Here is a 25,103-nt window from a genome sequence, read left to right on the forward strand (position 1 = left end):
CCCGGCCGGCAGTACCAGGAAACAGGACCAGGAGGAAACCACATGCGCATCACGCGCTCACTGAAGGCGGCGGCATTGATCGCCGCTGCCGTGGTCCTGGGACTGTTCACCGTGCAGGGAACATTTGCCCTCTGGAACGCGTCCGCGGTGGCCGCTCCCGGCACCGTATCCGCGGCCTCGTTCGACGTGGCGCTGACGGCGGTCAACTCCGGCACCACCACGAACATGACCCTGGCCAACGGTGCCGCGGCGAACCTGGCATTGTCTCCAGCAGGCACGCTCGGGCCCGGGAGCCCGGTCTCCGGGGGAGTAATGGTCACCAACAACACCAACGCCGGCGGCCAGTTCAACACCGCCACCACGGTGGGCCAGCCAACAGTGGCCAACACCGGCGGTGGAACGCTGGCCTCCTACATCATCGTGAGCGCGAAGACCGCCGTTTCCGCCACGGAGTGCAGCTCCGGCACCGGCTACGCGCAGATCGGCACCAGCGGCCTCGTCTCGCCCACAGTGGGCAAAGGCGGGTCCACCATCTTCTGCTTCCAGGTCAGCCTCGCCTCCACCGCCCCGTCAACAGTGAAAGGACAAGCAGTGACCATCTCCCTTCCACTCACCGCACGTCAACTCTGCGGGGTGCCCAGTGGCTGCTGACCTGACCGAACGCCTGCTCGGCGGAGACACCGGACCCGACGCTCCCGCAGCCGAACCAAAGCCGGCACGCGGGCGCAAAGGCGCCTGGGCCGCCGTCGGACGCATTCTGAGCATGGCGGCGATGCTGGTGGCGCTCTTTGCCGCCCTTGTCCTGATCGTGGTGCCGGTGGCGACCGGCTCGCAGACCTACACCGTGCTGACCAAGTCCATGGCGCAGCACTACCCGCCCGGCACCTTCATGGTGATGAAACCGGTGCCGTTCGACGAACTCAAGTACGGCGACGTCATCACCTTCCAGCTGTACTCTGGCCGCCCCGACGTGGAAACGCACCGGATTGTCGGCTTTGGTTCCACCCAGTCCGGCGAGAAGACGCTCATCACCAAGGGCGACAACAACGGGGCCAACGATCCCGAGCCCATCCGGGCCATCCAGGTCAAAGGCAAGCTGTTCTACGCCGTCCCGTACGTCGGTTTCGTGGCCAACTTCCTGGGCAATTCGGACCGGGAAATATGGACGGTCATCGCGGCCGTGGCACTGATCGGCTACGGCTCCATCACGGTCTACAAGTCCGTGCGCAAGGCCCGCAAGCAGGATGACCCCGCTGCCGAGGCCGCCTAAATGCGGCGGCTGAAGAGCATTCCAGGCGCCACGCTCGCGGTGGGGGCATTCGTACTCACTGTGCTGCTGGGCGTCGGCGGCGGCACGGCCTCGGCCCTCTGGCAGCAAAGCGCGACGGCGAGCATGGCCGTCACGGCGTCCGGCACCTGGCCTGCCAACAAGTTTTCCGGATTCACGTGCACCAACGACAGCCCGCGAATTACGGCCACCCTGTCGGCGGTAGGCTCGACGACGCCAACGGCACTCAGCTACGCCGCCCTCCAGTCGAACGGCACCTACGGGCCGGCCTACACCGAATCGGTGAGCCTGGGAACGACCAGCACGGTCACCCTGACCATCGCGTCGCAGATCGTCGTGGCCAACAGGACCACCACTCCGTTGACCATCCGTGTGACAGCGACGTACGCGGACCAGTCACAGACCACGGCCTCGGCCACAGTCTCGCTTGAGCAAGGAAACAACAGCAACAAAGTCACCTGCCTGTCCACCACGTTCTAGGCACCTGGCTTTCCCGCCAGCTCGGCGGAAGAAGGTGCCGCTGCAACCCCCCACGCAGTGGCACCTCCTCCCGCCGAGCTGGCCTGGCGACACCCACATTCGTTGGCGACCCGGAGCCGCTCTCCCGCCCCGGATATGTGGGGCGCGCAGGGGAAAATGCGCCGCGAAAATGGGTTTGCGCGTCGGTAGACTGCGCTCATGTCATCCCGAATCAGTGAACTCGTCCTGAATTGCGCCGACCCCGAACTGCTTGCACGGTTCTGGTGTGGAGTCCTTGGCTACGTCGAGCTGGACCGTGAGGAGGGCTCGATCGAAATCGGGCCGGCGGCAGGGTTCGGCGGACTTCAGCCCACCATCATCTTCAGCCCCAGCAGCAACCCGCGTGTGGGGCGGCTCCCGCTGCACATCGACATCAACCCGGTGGACCGGGACCAGGATGCCGAACTGGAACGGTTGCTGGCACTGGGAGCGCGTCCGGCCGACGTCGGGCAGACCGGCCGCGAGCAGTGGCATGTCCTGCAGGACCCGGAAGGCAACGAGTTCTGCCTCCTTCGCAGGCGGCTCGAACCCTGAGCGTGGGCGGCGGCGGATACTGGAGTGCCTGGGGGCGCCCACTTCAAGACGCCGCCAGGCACTAGCAACTATCGACGGCGGCGCTCAAGTTACCCGGAGTAAATTCCGCAAGGTTCGGTCAAGAGTTCCCGGATGCCGGCTGGGTGTCAGGGAGTCGCCGTAAACTGTGCCGCCCGCCCGGTGACCCTTACCGCCCGGTCGCGTCCCGGCGCCGCGCCGCGAAGGCGAACAAGGACGTCGTTGCCACCGTGGCCAGGTACCCCGCGATCACAATCAGCGAGATCCCGGCCCAGAAGTAGTTCGTGGTGCTGGTTTCCTGCCACGGGCTGGGCGCAATCCGGATCAGCGAATAGACGGCCACCCCGGCCGAGGCCAATCCGATCAGCACCGGAAGCGTCAGCCAGATGCGGGCCGAGCCAAGGTGCCGGCCGAACCCGTCCCACTCATTCCAGGAACCGCGGCGCAGGATCAGCCAGCCCGCAGGGATCATGAAGGCGCCCACCAGCAGGAAGGCGGCCACCACGTCCGCGGGCCGGTGCCACTGGTTAATCAACGTGGAGGCGCCGGACGCGATGGCAAAGGAACCACCAATGAAGCCGGCCATGGGGCGCCAGCGCGGGGATGCCATCAAGAACACGGCGGCCGCGGCCGAGGCCGCCAGCGTGGTGTGCCCGGACGGCAGGGAGTTGAGCTCAAGGGTCAGCACGCCTTTGTCCGGCCGGGCAGGCAGCAGGTCCTTGAGGACTTGTGTGGCCACGTTGGCGCCGATGCACGCTGCCACGGCGATTCCCGCTTCCGCCCAGTGCCGCCGGATCACCGTGACGAACAGGACCACGACGGCGGCCATCACCAGTGAGATGGTGGGCAGCCAGTCCAGGAACTGGGTGGCGGCCTTGCCTGCCGGTCCGTGGATGTCCACGGCTTCCACCAGCGCGGACTCATCGATGAACTGGCCCGTGGCGGTCTGGATGAAGAAGTAGTAGGTGGCAACCAGACCGGCAATGCATGCCACAGTGGACAGCACGAACAGGAACGCCGAACCCGGAGCGGGCCGGGACGGTGTCCTGGTGGGTAGTTGCTGTGAAGAAGTCATCGCGCTTAAGGGTGACACAAAAAGCTGGACGGCTGCTCAGGGGCTGGTGGCATCCGGCTTGACGGGGTCGAGCCGGGGAATGCTCGCTGCCGCCACCAGTACCGCGAGGACGCCCAGGCCGAACGGCAGCGCTGTGGCCGTCGCGATGCCGCCCACCAGGAGCGGGCCGCCGGCGTCACCCAGTTCGCGGCCGAGCTCGGCCGAGCCCATGGTCCGGCCCATCCGTTCCGGTGGCGTGGTGTCCGCCAAGTGCGCGAAGCCCAGGGGCGTGGCGGCGCCGATCCCTGTCCCGATGCACGCCGCGGCCACGAAAACGGTCACCGCGCCCGGGGCGGCCGCAACGAGGGCGATGCCCGCGGCAATCAGCAGCAGGCCGGCGGCGGTGCCCCTGTTGTCTGTGACGGCGTTCCGGTCCCGCAGCCTGCCGATCCACGGCTGGGTCAGCACCGAACCCAGCGCCACCACGCTTACCGCGGCGGTGCCGGCGAAGGCATCCATGCCATGGCGGGCAGCCAGCGCCGGCAGGAAACCGACGGCGGCACCCAGCGCCCCGGTGGACGCGGCCAGCACCAGTGTGGGTACCAGAAAACGACGCTCGCCAAGCTGCCGGGCGAGGTCCATCACCGTGTACCGCTTTCGGGGCAGCGGCGGCAGGTGCGCGACGGACACCAGCACCCACACAGCCGTGACGGCGGCCAGGACGGAGAGGGCGCCGAACAGCAGCGGGAAACCGCCCGCCAGGATCAGCCCCGCACCCAGCGGCGGGCCGATGATATAGCCCAGGCTCTTCCAGGAGCCGTACCGGCCAAAATAGGTGCCGGCCTTGCCTCCGCGCGCCATCCGGGCCACCATCGCGGATGACGCCGGCGAAAAGGCCGACGCCGCAGCGCCCTGTCCCAGCCGGGCCAGGGCGAGGACCAAGGGGTCGGCCGCGCCAAGTCCGATCAGCGACAGCGCGGCGAAGGCCAGCAGGCCGCCCACGACGACAGGTTTGGCTCCGATCCGGTCGCTGAGCGCACCGAAGACCGGTTTGAGGAACACCTCGGCAACGTCATACAAGGCCAGCAGGATTCCGAGGTTCAGCAGCGTCAGGCCGATATTTCCGCTTTGCGAGCCCAGCCCGGCCGCGATGCTGTGGGCGCCAAAAGCTGTGACGAATCCCGCTGCATACAGTGGCGCCGAGGACGAGCGGGCGGCCTGGCCTTCAGTGCTCATGATTGGGACTTTAGTACCTTCACAAACTTGTGAAAACTCCGAAGATTAATCCATGAACACCGTCATCCAAACTGTGGGCTTGCACAAGAACTTTGGCCGGGTCCGTGCCCTGGACGGGCTGGACCTTGACGTCCGGGCAGGGGAGATCCATGGCTTCCTGGGACCCAACGGCGCCGGGAAGTCGACCACCCTGCGCATCCTGTTGGGCCTGGCCAAGGCAACATCCGGGTCCGCCACCGTCCTTGGCATGGACCCGTGGACCCAGGCTGTTGAACTCCACCGGCGCCTGGCCTATGTTCCGGGCGACGTCAGGCTGTGGCCCAACCTCTCTGGCGGCGAAACCATCGACCTGCTCTCCCGGCTCCGCGGCGGTACAGCGGATGGTGCCGGGTACCGCCGCAGCAAGGACCGGCTGTGCGAGGCCTTCGACTTTGATCCGGCCAAGAAGGGGCGCGCCTACTCCAAAGGCAACCGGCAAAAGGTGGCCCTGATCGCCGCCCTCGCCACGGACGCCGAAATCTACCTGCTCGACGAGCCCACCAGCGGCCTCGACCCGCTCATGGAGGCGGTCTTCCGCACGGAACTGCTGGCCGCCGTCGAGCGGGGTGCCACCGTGCTGCTCTCCAGCCACATCCTGACCGAGGTGGAGGTGTTGTGCCACCGGGTAAGCATCATCCGGGCCGGCAGGATTGTGGACGGCGGTACGCTGGACTCCCTGCGCCACCTGACCAGGACCGAAGTTTCGTTCGCTGCCGATGGCCTGGACACAGCCTCCCTGGCACGGCTGGGGGCCGTGCATGACCTGACATTCGACGCCGGCCGGGTCAAGTTCAGCGCGGAATCGGACCGGGTGGCGGAGGTGCTGCCCGCCCTGGGCGCCCTGGCGGTGCAGGGGCTAACCATTACGCCGCCGTCGCTCGAGGAACTGTTCCTGCGGCACTACGGCGACCCGGCGGCAGGTGCCGAATCCGGGGCGCGGGACGATGACGGGGACCACCGGCACGGCGCGCGCCGGCACCTGCTGGGCGCCAGGGGACGTGGCTGACATGGCCGTCCTCATGATCCTCTGGGGCCAGCGGTTGCGCCGTGACCGCTGGCAGCTGCTGAGCTGGATCCTGGGAATCGGCGCCTTCGCCCTGTTCGCCGCCTCCGCCGTGACCCAGACGTACGGCAACGCCGCCAGCCGCGCCGAAATTTTGCAGGTGGCCATCGCCACCCCCGCCATCCTGATGCTGCGCGGCCTGCCCCGCGGCGCTGACCAGGGCGCCTTCACGTTCTTCCTGGTCTACGCCTTCCTGGCCCTGCTGGCCGGACTGATGAGCACGTTCCTGGCCGTGCGCCACACCCGTGCCGACGAGGAAACCGGGGGCGCCGAGCTGGTGGCCGCCACCCCCGCGGGCCGGCTCTTGCCCACAATTGCCACCGTCCTGCACGGTGCGGCGGCCAATGTCCTGGCGGCGCTCGCAGTCTGCGCCGGGCTTGCCGCCCAGGGCCTGGACCTGCAGGGGTCCCTCGTTGCGGGTGCGGCCACGGGCGCCGTCGGCCTTGCCTTCCTTGGCGTGGGCATCCTGGTGGCCCAGTTCATAAGCACCTCGCGCGGCGCCAACGGTGTCTCCTCCGCCCTGGTTGTCCTGGCGTACGTGCTGCGCGGGATCGGCGACGCCACCGGGACCCCGCACGCTGACGGAACGTCCATGACCGAAGGCGCCGCCAGCTGGTTCTCGCCCATCGGATGGGGCCAGCAGACGTTCGCCTTCTCCGGCAACCGGGCCTGGCCGTTGCTGCTGCCGCTGGGGCTCGGCGTCGCCTGCCTCGGGGCCGCATGGGCCATCCTGGGCACCCGGGACAGCGGCGCCAGCGTTTGGGGTGCCCGCCCCGGACGCCTCACCGCCCGGCCGGGCCTGCGCAGCCCTGCGGCCCTCGCCCTGCGCCTGCAAGCCAACTCGATCATCGGCTGGGCACTGGGTGGCCTGGCCCTCGGCCTGCTGGCCGGGTCGCTGGGAAAGGCGATTGCCGCCGTCGACACGCCGGACACCAATATCACCGCCGTCCTGAGGTCGATCCTGCAGTCGCAGGGCACTTCCCTGACCCAGCTCATGGTGTCTGTCCTGTTCTCGATGGCAGGGATCCTGGCCGCTGCCTGCGCGCTGCAGGCCGTTATCAGGCTCAGGCAGGAAGAGGCCGCCGGGACCGCGGAACTGCTGCTCGCCGCTCCGGTGGGGCGGATGCGCTGGCTGGCCGGCTACCTGGTGCTCGGTGCCGCAGCAGTGGTCCTGGTTATTGGCCTGACCGCGGTGGGCACGTGGATCACGTTGACCGGTTCCGGTGACCAGGCCATGCCGGCCGATGCACTCTGGCAAACCGCCGTGGCGCAGCTGCCGGCGGCGCTGGTCTACCTCGCCGTGCCCGCCCTGGTGTTCGTCCTGTGGCCCGCCGCGACCATCGGCGTTGGCTGGGCCCTGCTGGGGCTCGGGGTGTTCCTGGGGATCTTCGGCGGCATGCTGGGCCTGGACCAGAGCCTCCGCGACCTCTCCCCGTTTACCCACACGCCGGTCCCGCACGGGAACGCGACCGACTGGAGCGGGGCGTGGTGGATGCTGGCCATCGCCGTCATCGCCGGCGCGCTTGCCGTCGCGGCGATGCGGCGGCGGGAGGTGGGGGCGGCATGAGCGCCGGGACGGGGGTGGCTGCCGCCCGGGACGCCGGGGTGGCCGCCGCTGCTGCCGAACGGACGGCTGCCGCGTTCGCCGCCGCCGGATTTCCCAAGATGCCCGCCAGGACGCTGCTGGCCCTGGTGTCATCCGAGCAGGGGAGCCTTACGGCTGCAGAGCTCGCGGAGCGGCTGGGGGCCAGCGCCGCCGCCGTGTCCGGGGCGGTGCGCTACCTGCAGACCGTCGGCTTCGTGCACCGCGTATCGCAGCCCGGCAGCCGCCGCGACCTCTACGCACTGCACGACGACGAGTGGTACGTGGTGTCCATGCGGAACAGTCCCATTTACGAGAAGCTCGCCGAGCTGACGGACGCCACCGCCGAGGCCCTGCCGGAAGGTTCGGCGGCCCGGGCCCGGGTGGCCGAGATGGCCCGCTTCTACCGCTTCCTCAAATCAAGGATGCCGGCCCTGCTGGACGACTGGGAAAAGGAACGGGAGGCGCAGCCGTGACCATCATCGACAACGCGGTGTACGTGAACGGGCTGCGGACCGAGGACCCCGAGGACCTGGACGAAACCTATTTCCTGCTGCGGCAGCGTGAGGGGATGGCATGGATCGGGCTCTACCGGCCCGATGCCGCCGAACTGGAGTCCGTCGGCGAAGAATTCGACCTTAACCCCCTGGCCGTGGAGGACGCGCTCGCCGGGCACCAGCGCGCCAAACTGGAACACTACGGGGAGTGCCTGTTCCTCGTGCTTCGGCCCGCCAAGTACCGTGACGACGTCGAGAAGGTCGACTTTGGCGAGATCCACGTCTTTGTCGGCGAAGAATACGTCGTCACCGTCCGGCACGCCGAGTCCCCGGACCTGGCCCGGGTCAGGCGGCGGATGGAGTCCATGCCGGAATTCCTTGCCCTCGGCCCGGACGCGGTGCTGTACGGCATCCTGGACCAGGTGGTGGACGAGTACGAACCCGTGGCCGCCGGGCTGGAAAACGATATCGACGAGATCGAGGACGACCTCTTCGGCGCGGACCCGGACGTATCCCGCCGCATCTACGAACTGTCCCGCCAGGTGATCATGTTCCAGCGTGCCACCAGTCCGCTGGCCGGGATCCTGCACGCCCTGATGTCCGGAACCCCGGACCGCGAGCAGGCATCGGAGCTCCGTGACCACTACCGGGACGTCCTGGACCACGTGCTCCGGCTCAACGAACGCGTGGCGGCCTTCCGCGCCCTGCTGCAGAACGCCCTCGCGGTCAACGCCGCCTTGGTGGCCCAGCGGCAAAACGATGAAATGAAGAACCTGACAGTTTCCAGCTACGCCCAGAATGAGGAGGTCAAAAGGATCTCCTCCTGGGCTGCCATCCTGTTCGCCCCCACGCTCGTGGCATCCATTTACGGCATGAACTTCCGCATCATGCCCGAGCTCGAGTGGGACTACGGCTACCCGTATGCCATTGGACTGATGCTGCTCCTCGGGCTCATCCTGTACCTGGCGTTCAAGCACAACAAGTGGATCTAGGTTTTCCACACCGCCGTTGCCGCAGATCCGGGAGGACTCCGGCGCCGGTACAGTGAAACGCATGCCCCGCCGTGATGCCCCGATACCCCCGCTGGACGAACTCCTGGCAGGAGCACACGTGGTCAGCCTGCCCATGCGGGTGAGGTTCCGCGGCATCATGGAACGCGAATCACTGCTGCTCCGCGGGCCGGCCGGGTGGGGCGAGTTCTGCCCGTTCCCGGAGTACGGCGACGCCGAGGCTTCCCGCTGGCTGGCCGCCGCCATTGAAGCCGGGTGGCAGGGCTTCCCGACGCCACTGCGCATGTCCGTGCCGGTCAACGCGACCGTGCCCGCCGTTCCCGCGGACCGGGTGCCGGAGGTCCTGGCCCGGTTCGGCCGGGTGGATGCGGTCAAGGTCAAGGTCGCCGAGCGCGGACAGTCCCTGGACGACGACGCCGCCCGGCTTCACGCCGTCCGGGCGGCCCTGCCCGGGGCCGCCATCCGGGTGGACGCAAACGGCGGCTGGGACGTGCCCGCAGCGGTGGAGGCCCTGACCCGGCTGGCCGCAGTGGGCCTGGAGTACGCCGAGCAGCCGGTACCCACCATCGAAGGGTTGGCCGAGGTCCGCTCCCGGCTGCGGGACGCCGGAACTCCGGTGCTGATCGCCGCCGACGAGAGCGTGCGCAAGGAAACCGACCCCCTGCGCGTCGCCAGGGCCGGTGCGGCGGACCTGATCGTCGTCAAAGTGGCCCCGCTCGGGGGAGTGCGGCGCGCCCTGGATATCGTGGCGCAGGCGGGACTTCCCGCCGTCGTCAGTTCCGCGCTGGACACCTCGGTGGGGATCCGCGCAGGCCTGGCCCTGGCCGCAGCCTTGCCGGAACTGCCCTACGCCTGCGGCCTTGGCACAGTGTCGCTGTTTGAATCGGACGTCACCCTGGACCCCCTGGTGGCCGACGACGGCGCGATCGGCCTCCGCGATGCCGTTCCCGACGCCGGGCTGCTGGAGCGGTTCGCGGCTCCGGCCGAACGCCGGGACTGGTGGCTGGACCGCGTCCGCCGGGTGCACGCGCTCCTCACCGCCTCCTGACACGCCCGCTCACTTTTGGCGGTTTCTCTTGGCACGCCCGCTCACTTTTGGCGGTTTCTCTTGGCACGCCCGCTCACTTTTGGCAACGTCCCTGCAGGTCACGGGCGGTTAACCATAACTTCATCGAATGGACGGTTTCCTGTAGGAACGGGCTGGAAGGGTGGGCGGGCACCCCAAAGACATTCCTTCGGAAGGTTCCCCATGTCTGAAACTGCCCGCAAGTTCACCCTGCTGCCCATGCTCGGCCATACGAAGGGCAAGCGCAGCCCGGTCACATGTGCACTCAAATGCGACAACGCCTGCGCCGGCGAGGTCTGCAACACCAGCTCCAACGGCTACTTCCGCGACATTGCCTCCGCCACCCTGTCCCGCCGCTCCGCCCTGGGCCTGGGCGCCGCCGGTGCGCTCGCCGTCGTCCTCGGTTCTGCGGTGACCTCCGCCGAACCCGCCTCCGCCGCAGGCCTGTCCAAGGCCGCCAAGGAGGGCTTCGGCAAGTCCAAGCTGCAGTTCACCGCCATCAAGCCGGTAGACAAGGCCGTTGATGCCTTCACCGTCCCGGACGGATTCACCTGGCAGCCCATCATCCGCTGGGGTGACCCGCTGTTCAACGATTCCCCGGACTTCGACCTGAACAACCAGACCGCGGCAGCGCAGGCCCGGCAGTTCGGCTACAACAACGACTACACGGACATCGTGGAGATCCCGGACAGCAAGGGCCGCCGCGCGGTGCTGTTCACGAACCACGAATACACCAACGAGAACATCATGGTTCCCGCCGGCTACGACGCCAAGGAAACCCGCGCCATCGGACGCGCCGCCCATGGGCTGGCAGTCGTGGAACTCGAGCGCAAGAACGCCACCAAGCCGTGGTCGTACGTCAAGGGCGCCCCGCTGAACCGCCGCTACCTCTCCGACACCACTTACGAACTGACCGGCCCCGTTGCCGGGTCGGCCCTGGTCAAGACCGTCGCCGACCCCACCGGCCGCGCCATCAAGGGAACGTTCGGCAACTGCTCCGGCGGCACCACCCCCTGGGGCACCATCCTTTCCGGCGAGGAGAACTTCAACGGCTACTTTGTCTCCGGCGGCACCTCCGCCAGCGACAAGCGCTACGGCCTCACCGCCAAGCCCACCGCGCGCCAGTGGGAGCTGGACGACCCCCGCTTCGACACCCGCAACGCCGGCTACGAAAACGAAACCAACCGGTTCGGCTGGATCGTCGAAGTCGACCCGTTCGATCCCACCTCCACCCCGAAGAAGCGCTCCGCGATGGGCCGCTTCAAGCACGAGGGCGCCAACGTGATCATGGCCGAATCCGGCCATGTGGTGGCCTACATGGGCGACGACGAGAAGTTCGACTACCTCTACAAGTTCGTCTCGGCAGGGAAATACCGTGAGGGCGACCGCAGGCACAACATGGACCTGCTCACCGAGGGCGACCTGTATGTCGCCAAGTTCACCGGCAACTCTCCCGCTGCTGAGATCACCGGAACCGGGGCGCTTCCCGCCGACGGTGCGTTCGACGGCACCGGCGAATGGCTGCCCCTGGTGGTCGGCGGCAAGTCCGCCGTCCCCGGCATGTCCGTCGAAGAAGTCCTGGTCTACACCCGCCTGGCCGCGGACAAAGTGGGACCCACCAAGATGGACCGTTGCGAGGACGTCCAGCCCAGCCTGCACACCGGCAAGGTGTACGTCGTCTGCACCAACAACTCGGACCGCGGTACCGGCAACAAGGAAGGCGCCACCGAAGTCAACCCGCGCACGCAGAACCGCGACGGGCACATCGTGGAAATCACCGAAACCGGCGACCAGACCTCCACGAAGTTCAACTGGACCCTCCTGATGGTCTGCGGCGATCCCGCCCAGGGCGACGTCACCTACTTCTCCGGCTACCCGGTGGACAAAGTCTCGCCCATCTCCTGCCCGGACAACGTGGCCTTCGACTCCGTGGGCAACCTCTGGATCTCCACCGACGGCGCCCCGTCCGGGATCGGCTACAACGACGGGCTCTTCAAGGTCACCTTGGACGGTGCAGAGCGCGGCAAGGTGGAACAGTTCCTTTCGGTTCCGCGCGACGCCGAAACCTGCGGACCGGTCATCCACGACGACGAGCGCACCGTCTTCGTCTCCGTTCAGCACCCGGGCGAGGAAGGCACCTTCGAGGCGCCGCACTCCTACTTCCCGGACTACGTCCCGGCAGGCACGACGCCGGCACCGGGCAAGGTGAGCGCGCCCCGTCCCGCAGTGGTCCAGGTGTTCCGCGGCTAGACCCTTCACCACCGCCCGGTCTCCGAAACCCGACGCCCGCTCACCTTTGACGGGTCTTCTGGTAACGCCCGCTCACCTTTGACGGGTCTTCTGGTAACGCCCGCTCACCTTTGACGGGTCTTCTGGTAACGCCCGCTCACCTTTGACGGCTTTTCTGGCAACGCCCGCTCACTTGTGCCCTTCTTGGGCGCATAAGGTGAGCGGGCGTTTCTTTTTGAGTTGTCATAGGTGAGCGGGCGTTTCTTTTTGAGTTGTCATAGGTGAGCGGGCGTTGGGGGATTGGCTGTCATAGGTGAGCGGGGGTTGGAGGGTGGCAGACTGGTTGGGTGACTTTGCCGAACGAACCCGCACCGGACACCTCCGCCGAAACCGATCCCGGGAACGCCAACGCCGCCCCCGGGTTGAGCGCCCTTGCTGCGGCACGGATCGCCGTCGACGTCATGCTCGACGGCGGGGTGCGGCACGTGGTGGTATCGCCCGGTTCCCGGTCGGCCCCCATGGCCTATGCCCTGGCAGAGGCGTCTGCGGCCGGCCGGGTGGAGCTCTTGGTGCGGATCGACGAGCGGTGTGCCGGCTTCGCGGCCCTGGGCCTTGCCCTCGCCACCGGAACGCCGGCGGCCGTCCTCACCACATCCGGGACCGCCGTCGGGAACCTGATGCCGGCGGTGATGGAGGCCAACCACGCAGCCGTTCCGTTGATCGTCCTGTCGGCGGACCGGCCGGAGGAACTGCGCGGGACCGGCGCCAACCAAACCACAGTCCAGCCGGACCTGTTCGGCGAGCAGGTCCGGTTCGCCGCCGACATACCCGCCGGGACCAGCCCGCAGCGCGCCGTGGAAACCGGGCTGTCCGCGGCCACCGGGGCGTTCCCGGACCTGCCGCCGGGGCCGGTCCAGCTCAACCTCGCGTTCCGGGACCCGCTGGTTCCATCGCCACGTGACGGGTTGCCCGAGGCGGTGGAGCGGCAACGCTACCGGGTGGGATTCGAGCCGCTGGTCATGAACCTGCCGCCCGCCCCGGAGGACCTGCCCGAGCGGCGGGCGGTGGTGCTCGCCGGGCACGACGCAGGGCCTGTCGCCGAGGCCTTCGCCCGCGCCCACAACCTCCCGCTCCTGGCTGAGCCCTCGTCCAACGCCAGGTTCGGGCCCAACGCGCTGGGCCCCTACAGGCTGCTGCTGGAGCACTTCGGGGCCGGCTCAGCACTCCCCATAGAGCGTGTGGTGCTGTTCGGCCGGCCCACGCTGTCCCGCCCCGTGGCCTCCCTCCTTGCCCGCGCGGACATTGAATCAGCCCTGTACCAGCCGGTACCTGTCGCCTGGTACGAACCCGGGCGCCGCACCGAACTGCCGCTGGAAAACCTTGCGGACCTGGCCGACTTCGCCGGCCGCGGGAGCTCCGCCTGGCTTGATACCTGGCTGCTCGCCGGGTCGGCCGCCCAGCACGCGCTGGACCAGGTGGTCTCCGAAGAGTCCGCCGCCACCGGCCCATCCGTCGCATCTCTGGTGTGGAGGAATGCCCGCGGCCACCTGCTGCTCGGATCCTCCAACGGCATCCGGGACGTTGACCTGGCCGGTTTGCCGGCCCCGGATCCTGCCGCCACGGTCTACGCCAACCGGGGCCTGGCCGGGATCGACGGAACCATTTCCACGGCCACGGGCATCGCGTTGGGCGGGCTGCAGGAAACCACGGTCCTGTTGGGCGACGTGACGTTCCTGCACGACGCCGGCGGCCTCTTCCTCGGCGCGGGCGAGGAACAGCCGGACCTGCGGATCGTGGTCCTCAACGATTCCGGGGGCGCCATCTTCAGTCTGCTGGAGCACGGGGGAGTGGAGGAGGGCGGCCGCTACGGGGACGCCGTCGAACGCCTCTTCGGCACCCCGCACTCGGTGGACATCGCGGCACTTGCCAGGGCGTACGGCGTCGGGCATTCACTGGTCAGTACGACGGCGGGACTCGCCGAAGCGCTCGGCCAGCCTGTGCAGGGGCGCAGCATCGTCGAAGTCCGCACGGACCGCCGGCAGCTCAGGCAGCTCCATGCCCGTATCAAGGACGCCGTGTCCGCCGCCGTCGCGGGAGTCCTCGCGGGCCGGTAAGCGCCGCCCCCGCGTCGGTGCCCCTCGACGGGTGAACTGCCCCGTGACGTAAGAATTCCCTGGCGCTGCCGGAATAACGGCAGCGCCAGGGAATGTGCGCATCGAACGGGAAATGCAGGAGCGTCAGAGCACGCGGCCCAGGAACTCCTTGGTCCGGGCATGCTGCGGGTTCGCGATGATCTCCCGGGGGTCGCCCGATTCCACCACCACACCGCCGTCCATGAAGGTCAGGGTGTCGCCCACTTCGCGGGCAAAGCCGATCTCGTGGGTCACCACGATCATGGTCATGCCCGACTTTGCCAGGTCCTTCATCACGTTCAGGACATCGCCCACGAGCTCCGGGTCGAGCGCCGATGTGGGCTCGTCGAAGAGCATGAGTTCCGGGTCCATGGCCAGCGCGCGTGCGATGGCAACGCGCTGCTGCTGGCCGCCTGAGAGCTGGGACGGGTAGTGGCCGGATCGGTCCGCCAGGCCCACCCGGTCCAACAGCTCCAGCGCACGCTTCTGCGCGGCAGCCTTGGACTGGCCCTTAACGTGCACGGGCGCCTCCATGACGTTCTGCAGCGCAGTCTTGTGCGGGAACAGGTTGAACCGCTGGAACACCATGCCGATTTCGCGGCGCTGGGCGGCGATTTCCTTGGTCTTGAGGTCGTGGAGCTTGCCATTGACCTCGCGGTAGCCAATCAGCTGGCCGCCTACGGAGATCCGCCCGGCGCTGATGGATTCCAACAGGTTCACGCAGCGCAGCATGGTGGACTTTCCGGAACCCGAAGGCCCGATCACCACCGACACTTCGCCTTGCTGCACTGTCATATCGATGCCCCGGAGGACATGGTGGGGCCCGTAGAACTTGTGCAGGCCCTCGATCTTGACCAGCGGCTTTTCGGCTGTGACCGTCATCGTGCACTCTCCTCGGGGAAGTCCGTCTTCATGGACCGCTGGGCGTCGGCACCCGCACCGGCAGCCTTGGCCGCTGCAGGATTCACGGCAGCGGGAGCGAGGTTGTCCACGCCCTTGCCGTAGTACGCCTCGAGGTAGTGCTGGCCCACCATGAGGATGCTGGTGACGAGCAGGTACCAGAACGCGGCAACGATCAGCAGCGGAATCGGGAGGTAGATGCGGTTGGCCAGGGCATTGGTGGCAAAGGTCAGGTCCAGCGTGAACGGGACCGCCAGGACCAGTGAGGTGGTCTTCAGCATGCCAATGGTTTCGTTTCCGGTGGGCGGGACGATAATCCGCATGGCCTGCGGCAGGATGATCCGCCACATGATCTTGCCCTTGGACATGCCAAGCGCCTCCGCGGCTTCCTGCTGGCCCCGGTCCACGGACTTGAGGCCGGCCCGGAAGATTTCCGCCAGGTAGGCCGACTCGTTCAGGCCGAGGCCGAGGATCGCGGGGATCAGGCCTTTGCTGGGATCGGAGAGCGCATAGCTGAACAGTTCGGGACCGAACGGGATCCCCAGCGTGAAGGCCGGGTAGAGAACCGTGACAAGGCCCCAGAACACCAGCTGCGTGTAGACCGGAGTTCCGCGGAAGAACCACACCCAGACCCAGCTGGACCAGCGGAAGACCGGATTGTCGGACTGCCGCATGACCGCCAGCAGGATGGCCAGGACGATGGCCAGGACCATCGATGCCACCGTCAGCAGGAGCGTCCACCCCACGCCCTGGACAACCTTGACGTCCAGGATGTAGGTGCCCACAACGTCCCAGCGGAAGTTGGCGTTGGTGAACAGGCTCTGCACGAGCCCGGCCACCAGCAGCAGGATGATGGCAGCGCTGATCCACCGGCCGGGGTGGCGCACCGGCACTGACTTGTTCAGTACGGGTGCGTCCCCTTGTTGATGGTGTTCCATGTGCACGCCTGACTTGTCGTCGGTAACGCGAAAACTCAAGACTTAACCGCCGGGTTGACCTCGGACTTGGTGATGGCGCCCTCGGAGTTGCCCCAGCCTTCCAGGATCTTCTTGTAGGAGCCGTCTGCCATCAGCTTGGTGACGGCCTTCTGGATGACGTCAGCCCAGGCGGTGTCGGCCTTGGCCACGGCGATGCCCTGCGGTGCGGAGTCGTAGACGTCGCCCAGCTTCTCCAGCTGGCCGTTGGTCTGGGTGAGGGCGTAGCCGATGATGGGGGAGTCGGCGGCCATGGCGTCGATGCTGCCGTTCACCAGGCGCGTGGTGACGTCCGTCTGGTTCTTCAGCGTGACGATATCAATGGGCTTCTTGCCGTCGGCCGCGCACTTCTTGTTGCGGTCGGCGAGGTCCGGGTCTTCCTGCACGGTGCCGGTCTGCACGCCGATGGACTTGCCGCAGACATCATCCAGCGAGAACTTCTTGGGGTTGCCCTTCTGTACTGCCCAGGCGGTGCCGGCGTTAAAGTCGCTGACCATGTTCACGGCACCCAGGCGTTCCGGGTTGATGGTGAACGAGGAGATGCCCAGGTCGTACTTGGGGCCGAGGGCCGGGAGGATGCCGGTGAACTCGGCAGTCTGGACCTGGACCTTGAGGCCCAGCGTGGCGCCGATGGCCTTGGCGATATCCACGTCGTAGCCCACGGGAGTCTGGCCGTCCGGACCGAGGAACTCGGCGGGGGCGTAGCTGGTGTCAGAACCAACGGTGATGGTGCCCTTGGACTTGATGGCGTCCGGGACCATGGCGGCCAGGGCGTCGTCCTTCTTGACGGTGGTGGGATCAAAGCTGGCGCTGGCGCTGCCTGAGGAGGTGGCCGCGCTGGAGGGACCCGTTTCCGAGGCATTGGTGCATGCTGAGAGGGCCAGGGCGCTGATGGCGATCATAGTGGCGGCGGTCAGCTTGGAGGTGCCCAGGAGGGTACGGGGAGTCTGCATTTCTTACCTTTTGTTGCAGGGGCTATGAGGTACTAACGCGGCTTATAGTGTAACGCTCAACAAGAGAGGTACGTCACACGCAACTAAGTTTCACTATTGGATAACTGTAGCGGGGGCAAAATCAAGACTTCCAGAGCAGGACTTGTCTGTCATCCCAGACTCGGGGCCCCAAGAAGCTAGCTGTTGATGCCCAGGGATTCCAGCATGGGCCGGAACTTGGCCCACGTTTCAGCCAATTCGGCCTCCGGCAGCGAGCCGTCAACTATTCCGCACCCGGCATAAAGCCGGACGGTGTCGGCAGACTCAATGACGGCACCGCGCAGCGCGATGCCCCATTCGCCGTTGCCCGCGGCGTCCAGCCAGCCCACCGGCCCGGCATACGGTCCACGGTCCAGGTGCTCCAGCTTGCGGATCAGCTCGCCCGCCACGAGGGTGGGCGTCCCGCAGACGGCCGCAGTGGGGTGCAGTGCGTTGATCAGCGCCAGGCACGTGGGGACATGCCCTTCCACCTCGGTGAGCTCCGCCTTGACGTCGGAGGCCAGGTGCCAGACATTGGGCAGCTCCAGGATGAACGGTTCGTCGTGGGCGTTCATCGCCTCGGAGAAGGGCGCCAGCTGCTTGGTTAGCGACTGGATGGCGATCTCGTGCTCGTGGCGCTGCTTCTCCGAACCCGCCAGGACCCGGGTGGCGTAATCCATGGGTGCGCCGTCCTCGCCGTGGGCGTCCCGCCGGTCAAGGGTGCCGGCGAGTACGCGGGCCTGGGCGGTGCGTCCTTCCACTTGGATCAGCATCTCCGGCGTGGCGCCCACCAGGCCATCCACTCCGTAGGTCCAGCATTCGCGGTACCTGGCGGCGAGCTCACGCAATACATCGGCGGCATGTACGCCCGAAGGAATGGTTGCCACCACATCCCGCGCCAGCACCAGCTTCTCCAGCGCGCCGGTACGGATCTCGGCGACGCCGGCTGCCACGGCGTCCATCCAGCCTTCCTCGCTGAGGGACCCGGTGTGCAGTGTTGCGCCGGCGGCCAGGGGGAGGGGACGCACGACGGCGCCGCGGGCTGGGCCAGGCACCTCATCAAGGGTGCCGTCCCCGGCCGGGTCCGCCGTCGTCGTGGCTTCACCGGCAGCTGAACTGCTGCTGAGCCAGCGGTCCAGTGCCGCAACCGCCGTCTCTTCGGTGAGCGGGCCGTCGTCGAACGTCAGCTGGGTGAGCCATACCTGGTTGTCCCGGACGCCCACCACGATCTCCGGCACGATCAGCCGCGACTCGTGCCGCGAGGTCTTCGAGAAAGCGAACGAACCGAAAGCGACGGGCCCGGTGCCGGGCAGCTCCACGGCATCCGTGACGTCCGCCTCGAGGACCAGGTGCCGCCACCAGATATCCGCCTCCAGGAACCGGTCCGGACCTGTGGCGGTGAAGCGTGAAATCTCGCCAAACCCGGCCAGCCCGGCTTCGCGGCGGGTCCAGCACAGGACATCGTCCCGGACCAGAAACGAAGGCAGCCCCCCGGGGAATGTTTTGCCATCCAGGGGGACTGTCAGGGTGCGGAACGTGCTCGTCATGATGAGACAACACTACTCCCGCGTAGGCCCGGGCCATCTCCGGGTGCGGGGAGGGGCAAAAAGGAGATGGAGGCGCTGGTCCGGACGGCCGCGAACATTTGAGACAATGTCATGGTGAACCGAGCATCCTTGGATAAGCGTCCGGACGAAGTAGCCACGATGTTTGACGACGTCGCCCCTAAATACGACGTCGTCAACGATGTCCTTTCCATGGGACAGACCCGCCGCTGGCGGAAGATCGTGGTGGACGCGATGGAAGTCTCCAAGGGCCAGCGCGTCCTTGACCTCGCCGCCGGCACGGGCACCTCCAGCGAACCATATGCCGACGCCGGCATAGACGTAGTGGCCTGCGACTTCTCCCTGGGCATGCTCAAGGTGGGCAAGCGCCGCCGCCCGGACATCGACTTCATCGCCGGTGACGCCACCAACCTGCCCTTTGCGGACAACACGTTTGATGCCACCACCATCTCCTTCGGCCTGCGCAATGTGAACGAGCCCAAGAAGGCGCTGGCCGAGATGCTGCGCGTCACCAAACCCGGCGGCCGCCTGGTCATCGCCGAGTTCTCCCAGCCCGTGGTCCCGCTGTGGCGCACCATGTACACCGAATACCTGATGCGTGCCCTGCCGGCCATCGCCGTCAAGGTGGCCTCCAACCCGGACGCCTACGTCTACCTTGCCGAGTCCATCCGCGCCTGGCCGGACCAGGACCACCTGGCCGCCTGGCTGCAGGACAGCGGCTGGGAAAAGGTCACCTACCGCAACCTCACCGGCGGCATCGTGGCGGTGCACCGGGCCTTCAAGCCTGCCGCCGGCCCCGAGGGTGCCGCTGCCGCCATCGCCGCGCACAAAGGCCCGGTGGCCAAGCTGCGCCGCAACATCGTCCGCTGACCTGTGAAGGTACTGATTGTCGGCGCAGGTCCGGCCGGGTCCACCGCCGCGTACTACCTCGCCAAGGCCGGCCTTGAGGTCACGGTCGTGGAAAAGACGCAGTTCCCGCGCGAGAAGGTTTGCGGGGACGGACTCACGCCCCGCGCCGTCCGCGAAATCCAGAAGCTTGGCCTGCCGCACCCCGAGAACGACGGCTGGCGGAGGAACAAGGGCCTTCGCCTCATTGCCGGCGGCCGCACCATCGAGCTGCCCTGGCCCGAGGTGTCCGACTTCCCGCAGTATGGCCTGATCCGCACCCGCCTCGGCTTTGACGAGGAACTGGCGCGCCACGCCGAGGCCGCCGGTGCCACCATCCTTGAACGGCACAGCGTCACCGATGCCCTCCGGAACGATGCCGGCCGCGTCACCGGGGTCCGCGCATCGCTCCTTGACGGGAACGGGCGCAAGACGGGCGAGACGCGTGACTTTGCTGCCGACGTCGTCCTCGCAGCCGACGGCAACTCCACCCGCACGGCCGTGTCCCTCGGGATCCAAAAGCGTGACGACCGGCCCTTGGGCGTTGCGGTCCGCACTTATTTCACCTCACCGCGCACCGACGACGACTGGATGGAGGGCTGGCTGGAACTCCCCGGCCGCGACGGAAAACTGCTGCCCGGCTACGGCTGGGTGTTCGGCGTGGGCGACGGCACCTCCAACGTGGGCCTGGGCATCCTGAACTCCTCCAAGGAATTCGGCAAACTGGACTACAAGCAGGTACTGCGCGAATGGACCGCCGGGATGCCCGCCGACTGGGGCTTCACACCGGAGAACCAAGTGGGCGAAATCCGCGGCGCCGCGCTGCCCATGGGCTTCAACCGCACACCCCACTACGCTCCGGGCCTGCTCCTGCTGGGCGACGCCGGTGGCATGGTGTCCCCGTTCAACGGTGAGGGCATCTCCTACGCGATGGAGTCGGCACGGTATGCGGCCGAGTTCATCATCGACGCCTCCTCCCGTTCGGCCGCCTTGGGCGGAACGTACGACGCCGATGCGCACCTGTCGCGGTACGCGGACTACGTGCGCGGCCAGTGGGGCTCGCACTTCACCCTCGGCCGGGCCTTCGCCGCATTGATCGGCAAGCCCGCCGTCATGAAACTCGCCCTGCGGACCGGCATGCCCATCCCGGTCCTGATGCGGTTCGTGGTCCGGCTCCTGGCCAACCTCACGGACCCTTCAGCGAAGGGTTTCGAGGACCGGGTGATCCGCGTCCTGGAATCGCTGGTTCCGGCCACGTCCAATACCCCGTCAGCTTCGAATCAGCGGTATCCGCAACAAAAAGTTAGGGTTAACCCGTGACCAAATCCGCAGACCACAGCTGGACGCACGCCGGGCACGGCCTGCCGGACTCCGAACCCAGCCTCAACACCACCGCCATTGCCACGGGCCTCCAGCTGCCGGCAGGCTTCGCGGCGATCGCGGGGGATGCCGAGCTGGGCCCGGCCATCACCAACAACCTGGCAAAGGTGGAGAAAAAGCTTCGCGAGGCGATCGCCAACTCGGATCCGCTTGCCGATGCCACGTCCCGCCACCTGGTGGAAGCCGGGGGCAAGCGCATCCGGCCGCTGCTGACCCTGCTGTGCGCCCACCTCGGTGACGCATCGTTGCCCGCCGTGGTCCAGGCCGCCGTCGTGGTTGAACTGACGCACCTGGCCACCCTTTACCACGACGACGTCATGGACTCCGCCCCGTTCCGCCGCGGCGCTCCCACGGCCCACGAAGTCTGGGGCAACTCGGTGGCCGTCCTCACCGGCGACCTGATCTTCGCCCGGGCATCCATCCTGGTGTCCGAACTGGGCGGGCGTGCGCTGGGTATCCAGGCCCGCACGTTTGAGCGCCTGTGCCTGGGCCAGTTGCACGAGACCGTGGGCCCGCGTCCGGACGAGGACCCGGTGGAGCACTACCTGTCCGTGATCGCGGACAAGACGGGTTCCCTGGTGGCAGCCTCGGGCCAGTTCGGTGCCATCTTCTCCGGCGCCGACGAGGCATTCGAGGACATCCTGGTGGAATACGGCGAGAAGGTTGGCGTTGCCTTCCAGCTGGCCGACGACGTCATCGACGTCACCGGTGTCAAGGTAAAGTCCGGCAAGTCACCCGGAACGGACCTCCGCGAAGGGGTTCCCACCCTGCCGGTGCTGCTCCTGCGCAAGGCTGCCGCCGATGGCGACCAGTCCGCCGTCGAGCTCCTGACGCTGATTGACGGCGACCTGACCTCGGACGAGGCCCTTGCCGCCGCCGTCGCCGGGTTGCGGGAGCACCCCGTCACGGCCGAGTCCTGGGTAGTGGCACGCCGCTGGGCCGATGAAGCCATCGCCGCCTTGGCACCCCTGCCGGACGGCGTGGTCAAGGAGTCGCTGTCCAACTTTGCCCTGGCCGTGGTGGACCGCGCCAGCTGATCTTTTGCGGGAGCCCGGCGCCTCTGGTCCAGCCAGCAGGTGCCGGGCTTCTTCTTATGGTGTGGCGTTAACGGGATAGCCCCGGTCCTCAACAACCGAAGCTGCTGTGAACCGGGGCTATCTCTCCGTTCGCATCAGACCCGCCGGAGGCGTTTAGCGGATCCGTGAATAGCTTATGACAGCTTTGTCACAATGCGCAAGTCTTCTGTAACTGCCCGTGTCAAAAAGTTTTGCCGCCGAGTCTGCCCGCCTTTCAGCGCCGGGAGGGTGACCAGCCTCGGCATGTTGCGGCGGCACGCCGGGACGGCAGCCGGAACGTGAGGAGTTTCAGCGCCGCGGGTTACCCACATAGCGCGAACCAGGCTCCTCAGCGGCGGCATCCGGTGAACTCTGCCGCCTCAGGCACGGAGTGCTGGCCCTCCGGGAAGCCCCTCAGGACTTTGTGGCTGCGGTTCTCGGCAACGGACTGCTTACCTGCGCCTCAGGGGCTCCCTATCGAGGACTGTGGCTGCTGCACCCGCCGGAGAAGGTGCATCTGCTGTGCCGGCACGCGGGGCCGCCGCATGCCGTGGTGCACCGTGCGGGTCCCTGGTCCCGCACGGTACGGCGGAGCCCGTCGCCAGTACGACTGACATCATCCTCTTTCGTGCAGCGGGAATCCATACCCAGACCCAGGTCGGATTGCCCGGAATCGGCTGCGTCGACTTCCTGCTGGAGGGGTTCCTGATCATCGAGATCGACGGTGCCAGCCACTTGGAGCCGCGACAGGTGAAGAAAGACCGCTCACGGAACAATGCCAGCACCTCAGTGGCTATGCGGTGCTGCGATACGGGTACGCGGACGTGGTCCACAACCCGCAGAAGGTGCTTGCCGAGGTCTGGGAGGTGCTCAGGGGCAGGGTTATCCGCTGAAATTGCCGGCTTTCAACCGCAAAGCCGGGGACTCGCGGGCAACACCGGGGGACACGCCGTCGGCACCCCTCAAAGGTGGGGAGATTCAGCGAGGGCCGGCCCAGCGGGGGAGCAGGAAACCCCTACTCCTCCTCTTCGTCGTCCTCGAAAGCCCACTCGAACATGTCGAACACGAACTCGGAGAAGGTGCCTTCCTCGGACTTCCACTGGCCGCGGGCGTTGTTGCGCCGGTAGACAATGGGGTCCGGGACGCCGAGGTCGCCCACGCGGAAGCCCCAGGTGAACTGTTCCTCTTCGTCTTCGAGGAACATCAGGAAGCCCTCGTCATCGACTTCGAGCTCTTCCGGGTCCCAGAAGTAGTGGTAGGCCTCCATCAGGTCTTCGCAGCCGCCCAGGGCAAGGTAGAACTCACGCAGGACCAAGGGGATGTCGAACTGGTGCTCGGCGAGGGCGCTGTCCAGCTCCTCGGGGGTCAGGCCATCTGCTTCCTGCCATTCATCCTCGAGATACTTCGGAACAAGCGCGCGGAACTTCTCGAGGAACATGTCAGTCATGCTCATATCCTAGCCAATCCCGGACCCTCCAAAATGACACGGAACAGCCACTACAGCCCCGTATCGCCAGCCCGCCGGTGCCACCCGCGGACGGCAAGCGGCGCCTGCCACGACCGCCGCCAGGCCAGGACCCGGAACGTGAAAACCAAGGCCGCGATGGCCGCCGCCGTCAGCACGTTGAAGACGCCCAGCACCCACAGCACGGCGGTCAAGGACGAACCCAGGAACGCCGGCAGCGCGTAAATGTCCTTGGGGTTGAACAATTCCGGCACCTCGTTGGCGGTGATGTCGCGCAGGAGGCCGCCGCCCACCGCGGTCGTCACGCCCAGCAGCACGGACGCCACCGGGTTCAGCCCGGTGGCCAGGGCCTTCAGGGTGCCGGTCATGCAGAACAGGGCCAGCCCGGCGGCGTCGAAGAGGACCAGCAGGGACGTGTAGCGCTGGACGCTGGAGAACAGGAAATACACGAGCGCCGTGGCGAAGACCGGCGGGAAAAGGTAGGCGGGGTTGGTGAACGCTGCCGGGACCACGGCGATGATGATGTCCCGGATGACACCGCCGCCAAGGCCCACCAGCGACGCCAGCAGCAGGGAGCCGACAATGTCGATCTGCTTCCTCGCCGCAAGCAACGACCCTGAGACGGCAAAGAAGAACACGCCCAGCAGGTCCAGCCACACCGGGGAGTTGTCAAAGGCGAATGTCATGGGGCGTCCCGGTATTTCAAAGAGGGCGGACAGGGCGGCTCCAACGTTACGCTAGCCCCTATGAACAGCCCCATCATGATCGCCTGCGCCCATGGGACGTCCAACACACAGGGAGCAGCGGAGGTCAACGCGCTGCGCGCCGCCATCGCTGAACTCCGGCCGGGCCTGGATGTCCGGGAAGCCTATGTGGACGTCCAGCAGCCGGACCTGGTGGACGTGGTGGCGGGCCTGCCGGAGGGGGAGCCCGCGGTGGTGGTCCCGCTGCTGCTGAGCGTCGGGTACCACGTGAAGGTGGATATTGCGCGGGCCGTGAAGAGCCGCCCCGGCAGCGCCGCCGCCGCTCCGCTGGGCCCGGACCCCCGGCTTGCCGCCCTGCTGGACCAGCGGCTGCGCGAGGCCGGCACCACGGATAATGACGTCGTCGTCCTGGCCGCGGCGGGCTCGTCCAATCCCAACGCCGCCGTCAGCGTCGAGGAGCTGCTGGGCCAGCTCAGGGAGCTCCGGACCAACCGGATTGTGGCCGCGTATGGTGCCTCGGCCAAGCCCTCGGTGCCCGACGCCGTCGCCATGCTTCGGGAGGAGCTGGCAGGAGGTGCGGGTGCGGGGGAGTCAGCGGGAGCGGTCGACGTCGGAGGCCGGGTGGTGATTGCCTCCTACCTGCTGGCGCCGGGCTTCTTCCACGACCAGCTCGCGAAGGCGGGCGCCGACGTCGTCACCGAACCCCTGCTGCCATCCGCGACGCTCGCCGAAATCGCGCTGGACAGGTACGACGCCGCCGTCGCGACGATGCACGAAGCCCGCCCAGAACCGGCCCCGGAAGCAGCGCCTGAGGCACCGGCGGCGGGAGTGGCCGGGCCGCCCGCCGATGCACAGCAGGGTGGCATCTTCAAGGCCGTTCGGCGTTTCGTGACGAAATATTTCCCTAGGTGACTCAGCATTTCCGGACCTTTGTGAC

The 25,103-nt window shown here is 67.4% G+C and carries 23 protein-coding genes; 15 read left to right on the top strand and 8 right to left on the bottom strand.

Features of this window, described 5'->3' with window-relative positions:
• Positions 1-42: 42 nt before the first annotated feature.
• From ACX5I6_RS10130 to ACX5I6_RS10145, 4 genes are all read left to right on the top strand, one after another.
• On the top strand, positions 43-651 hold the full coding sequence (locus ACX5I6_RS10130; protein ID WP_461840402.1) for a hypothetical protein: 609 nt from the start codon (positions 43-45) through the stop codon (positions 649-651).
• Positions 641-1,270, top strand: coding sequence for a signal peptidase I (locus ACX5I6_RS10135; protein ID WP_461840403.1), 630 nt, complete (start codon positions 641-643; stop codon positions 1,268-1,270). The genes ACX5I6_RS10130 and ACX5I6_RS10135 overlap by 11 nt, the downstream gene beginning before the upstream one ends.
• Positions 1,271-1,768, top strand: coding sequence for a hypothetical protein (locus tag ACX5I6_RS10140; RefSeq protein WP_461840404.1), 498 nt, complete (start codon positions 1,271-1,273; stop codon positions 1,766-1,768). It begins immediately after the preceding gene.
• Positions 1,769-1,966: 198 nt separating this feature from the next.
• Positions 1,967-2,341 carry a VOC family protein gene (locus ACX5I6_RS10145; protein ID WP_133830402.1) on the top strand — a complete coding sequence of 125 codons (375 nt, stop codon included), beginning with the start codon at positions 1,967-1,969 and terminating at the stop codon, positions 2,339-2,341.
• Positions 2,342-2,528: 187 nt separating this feature from the next.
• Here the strand turns inward: ACX5I6_RS10145 and ACX5I6_RS10150 are convergent, their stop codons facing one another.
• Both ACX5I6_RS10150 and ACX5I6_RS10155 read right to left on the bottom strand, forming a co-directional pair.
• Positions 2,529-3,434: a phosphatase PAP2 family protein gene (locus ACX5I6_RS10150; RefSeq protein WP_461840405.1), complete on the bottom strand. Its 906-nt coding sequence runs from the start codon at positions 3,432-3,434 to the stop codon at positions 2,529-2,531.
• A gap of 36 nt (positions 3,435-3,470) precedes the next feature.
• Complete coding sequence (locus tag ACX5I6_RS10155) at positions 3,471-4,649, bottom strand: MFS transporter (RefSeq protein WP_461840406.1); 1,179 nt, start codon at positions 4,647-4,649, stop codon at positions 3,471-3,473.
• Positions 4,650-4,701: 52 nt separating this feature from the next.
• On the opposite strand from ACX5I6_RS10155, the gene ACX5I6_RS10160 reads away from it, so the two are divergent.
• From ACX5I6_RS10160 to menD, 7 genes are all read left to right on the top strand, one after another.
• Positions 4,702-5,694, top strand: a complete 993-nt coding sequence (locus ACX5I6_RS10160; protein ID WP_461840407.1) for an ABC transporter ATP-binding protein — start codon at positions 4,702-4,704, stop codon at positions 5,692-5,694.
• Positions 5,633-7,318 (top strand): ABC transporter permease, encoded by a 1,686-nt coding sequence (locus ACX5I6_RS10165; protein WP_461840408.1) that lies wholly within the window; start codon positions 5,633-5,635, stop codon positions 7,316-7,318. Before ACX5I6_RS10160 ends, ACX5I6_RS10165 begins: the two co-directional genes overlap by 62 nt.
• A complete protein-coding gene (locus ACX5I6_RS10170) occupies positions 7,315-7,809 on the top strand; it encodes a GbsR/MarR family transcriptional regulator (protein ID WP_461840409.1) in 495 nt (164 codons plus the stop codon). The genes ACX5I6_RS10165 and ACX5I6_RS10170 overlap by 4 nt, the downstream gene beginning before the upstream one ends.
• The gene (gene corA, locus ACX5I6_RS10175; RefSeq protein WP_018760591.1) at positions 7,806-8,822 is read left to right on the top strand and encodes a magnesium/cobalt transporter CorA; all 1,017 of its coding nucleotides are present in this window, start codon (positions 7,806-7,808) and stop codon (positions 8,820-8,822) included. The genes ACX5I6_RS10170 and corA overlap by 4 nt, the downstream gene beginning before the upstream one ends.
• 61 nt (positions 8,823-8,883) lie before the next feature.
• On the top strand, positions 8,884-9,888 hold the full coding sequence (locus ACX5I6_RS10180; protein WP_461840410.1) for an o-succinylbenzoate synthase: 1,005 nt from the start codon (positions 8,884-8,886) through the stop codon (positions 9,886-9,888).
• Between the two features lie 201 nt (positions 9,889-10,089).
• Positions 10,090-12,156, top strand: a complete 2,067-nt coding sequence (locus ACX5I6_RS10185; RefSeq protein WP_461840411.1) for a PhoX family protein — start codon at positions 10,090-10,092, stop codon at positions 12,154-12,156.
• Between the two features lie 332 nt (positions 12,157-12,488).
• On the top strand, positions 12,489-14,249 hold the full coding sequence (menD, locus tag ACX5I6_RS10190; protein WP_461841699.1) for a 2-succinyl-5-enolpyruvyl-6-hydroxy-3-cyclohexene-1-carboxylic-acid synthase: 1,761 nt from the start codon (positions 12,489-12,491) through the stop codon (positions 14,247-14,249).
• A 123-nt stretch (positions 14,250-14,372) separates the two neighbouring features.
• Here menD and ACX5I6_RS10195 read toward each other — a convergent pair whose 3' ends face one another.
• The 4 genes from ACX5I6_RS10195 to ACX5I6_RS10210 form a co-directional block, all read right to left on the bottom strand.
• A complete protein-coding gene (locus ACX5I6_RS10195) occupies positions 14,373-15,149 on the bottom strand; it encodes an amino acid ABC transporter ATP-binding protein (RefSeq protein ID WP_285248529.1) in 777 nt (258 codons plus the stop codon).
• Positions 15,146-16,105 carry an amino acid ABC transporter permease gene (locus tag ACX5I6_RS10200; RefSeq protein ID WP_461840412.1) on the bottom strand — a complete coding sequence of 320 codons (960 nt, stop codon included), beginning with the start codon at positions 16,103-16,105 and terminating at the stop codon, positions 15,146-15,148. Before ACX5I6_RS10200 ends, ACX5I6_RS10195 begins: the two co-directional genes overlap by 4 nt.
• Positions 16,106-16,140: 35 nt before the next feature.
• Complete coding sequence (locus ACX5I6_RS10205; RefSeq protein WP_461840413.1) at positions 16,141-17,094, bottom strand: ABC transporter substrate-binding protein; 954 nt, start codon at positions 17,092-17,094, stop codon at positions 16,141-16,143.
• A 176-nt stretch (positions 17,095-17,270) separates the two neighbouring features.
• Positions 17,271-18,659, bottom strand: a complete 1,389-nt coding sequence (locus ACX5I6_RS10210; RefSeq protein ID WP_461840414.1) for an isochorismate synthase — start codon at positions 18,657-18,659, stop codon at positions 17,271-17,273.
• 114 nt (positions 18,660-18,773) lie between these two features.
• Here ACX5I6_RS10210 and ACX5I6_RS10215 point away from each other — a divergent pair, with 114 nt between their 5' ends.
• From ACX5I6_RS10215 to ACX5I6_RS10225, 3 genes are read left to right on the top strand one after another with little or no spacing between them, the layout of a single operon-like run.
• Positions 18,774-19,547 (top strand): demethylmenaquinone methyltransferase, encoded by a 774-nt coding sequence (locus tag ACX5I6_RS10215; RefSeq protein ID WP_285248533.1) that lies wholly within the window; start codon positions 18,774-18,776, stop codon positions 19,545-19,547.
• 3 nt (positions 19,548-19,550) lie between these two features.
• The gene (locus ACX5I6_RS10220; protein WP_461840415.1) at positions 19,551-20,882 is read left to right on the top strand and encodes a geranylgeranyl reductase family protein; all 1,332 of its coding nucleotides are present in this window, start codon (positions 19,551-19,553) and stop codon (positions 20,880-20,882) included.
• The gene (locus ACX5I6_RS10225) at positions 20,879-21,979 is read left to right on the top strand and encodes a polyprenyl synthetase family protein (RefSeq protein ID WP_461840416.1); all 1,101 of its coding nucleotides are present in this window, start codon (positions 20,879-20,881) and stop codon (positions 21,977-21,979) included. The genes ACX5I6_RS10220 and ACX5I6_RS10225 overlap by 4 nt, the downstream gene beginning before the upstream one ends.
• A gap of 1,033 nt (positions 21,980-23,012) precedes the next feature.
• Here the strand turns inward: ACX5I6_RS10225 and ACX5I6_RS10230 are convergent.
• Both ACX5I6_RS10230 and ACX5I6_RS10235 read right to left on the bottom strand, forming a co-directional pair.
• Positions 23,013-23,444, bottom strand: a complete 432-nt coding sequence (locus tag ACX5I6_RS10230; protein ID WP_461840417.1) for a hypothetical protein — start codon at positions 23,442-23,444, stop codon at positions 23,013-23,015.
• 50 nt (positions 23,445-23,494) lie between these two features.
• On the bottom strand, positions 23,495-24,148 hold the full coding sequence (locus ACX5I6_RS10235) for a trimeric intracellular cation channel family protein (protein WP_018760578.1): 654 nt from the start codon (positions 24,146-24,148) through the stop codon (positions 23,495-23,497).
• Positions 24,149-24,208: 60 nt separating this feature from the next.
• On the opposite strand from ACX5I6_RS10235, the gene ACX5I6_RS10240 reads away from it, so the two are divergent.
• Positions 24,209-25,078 carry a sirohydrochlorin chelatase gene (locus tag ACX5I6_RS10240; RefSeq protein WP_461840418.1) on the top strand — a complete coding sequence of 290 codons (870 nt, stop codon included), beginning with the start codon at positions 24,209-24,211 and terminating at the stop codon, positions 25,076-25,078.
• Positions 25,079-25,103: the final 25 nt, after the last annotated feature.

Source organism: Arthrobacter sp. MMS24-T111 (assembly GCF_054888995.1).

Excerpts from the sequence above, each read along its gene's own strand:
- ACX5I6_RS10145 (WP_133830402.1), top strand. The coding sequence starts at position 1,967 with ATGTCATCCCGAATCAGTGAACTCGTCCTGAATTGCGCCGACCCCGAA.
- ACX5I6_RS10130 (WP_461840402.1), top strand. The coding sequence starts at position 43 with ATGCGCATCACGCGCTCACTGAAGGCGGCGGCATTGATCGCCGCTGCC.
- ACX5I6_RS10165 (WP_461840408.1), top strand. The coding sequence starts at position 5,633 with ATGACGGGGACCACCGGCACGGCGCGCGCCGGCACCTGCTGGGCGCCA.
- ACX5I6_RS10155 (WP_461840406.1), bottom strand. The coding sequence starts at position 4,649 with ATGAGCACTGAAGGCCAGGCCGCCCGCTCGTCCTCGGCGCCACTGTAT.
- ACX5I6_RS10180 (WP_461840410.1), top strand. The coding sequence starts at position 8,884 with ATGCCCCGCCGTGATGCCCCGATACCCCCGCTGGACGAACTCCTGGCA.
- ACX5I6_RS10185 (WP_461840411.1), top strand. The coding sequence starts at position 10,090 with ATGTCTGAAACTGCCCGCAAGTTCACCCTGCTGCCCATGCTCGGCCAT.
- ACX5I6_RS10230 (WP_461840417.1), bottom strand. The coding sequence starts at position 23,444 with ATGACTGACATGTTCCTCGAGAAGTTCCGCGCGCTTGTTCCGAAGTAT.
- ACX5I6_RS10170 (WP_461840409.1), top strand. The coding sequence starts at position 7,315 with ATGAGCGCCGGGACGGGGGTGGCTGCCGCCCGGGACGCCGGGGTGGCC.
- ACX5I6_RS10235 (WP_018760578.1), bottom strand. The coding sequence starts at position 24,148 with ATGACATTCGCCTTTGACAACTCCCCGGTGTGGCTGGACCTGCTGGGC.
- ACX5I6_RS10210 (WP_461840414.1), bottom strand. The coding sequence starts at position 18,659 with ATGACGAGCACGTTCCGCACCCTGACAGTCCCCCTGGATGGCAAAACA.
- ACX5I6_RS10200 (WP_461840412.1), bottom strand. The coding sequence starts at position 16,105 with ATGGAACACCATCAACAAGGGGACGCACCCGTACTGAACAAGTCAGTG.
- ACX5I6_RS10240 (WP_461840418.1), top strand. The coding sequence starts at position 24,209 with ATGAACAGCCCCATCATGATCGCCTGCGCCCATGGGACGTCCAACACA.
- ACX5I6_RS10140 (WP_461840404.1), top strand. The coding sequence starts at position 1,271 with ATGCGGCGGCTGAAGAGCATTCCAGGCGCCACGCTCGCGGTGGGGGCA.
- ACX5I6_RS10195 (WP_285248529.1), bottom strand. The coding sequence starts at position 15,149 with ATGACGGTCACAGCCGAAAAGCCGCTGGTCAAGATCGAGGGCCTGCAC.
- ACX5I6_RS10150 (WP_461840405.1), bottom strand. The coding sequence starts at position 3,434 with ATGACTTCTTCACAGCAACTACCCACCAGGACACCGTCCCGGCCCGCT.
- ACX5I6_RS10160 (WP_461840407.1), top strand. The coding sequence starts at position 4,702 with ATGAACACCGTCATCCAAACTGTGGGCTTGCACAAGAACTTTGGCCGG.
- ACX5I6_RS10205 (WP_461840413.1), bottom strand. The coding sequence starts at position 17,094 with ATGCAGACTCCCCGTACCCTCCTGGGCACCTCCAAGCTGACCGCCGCC.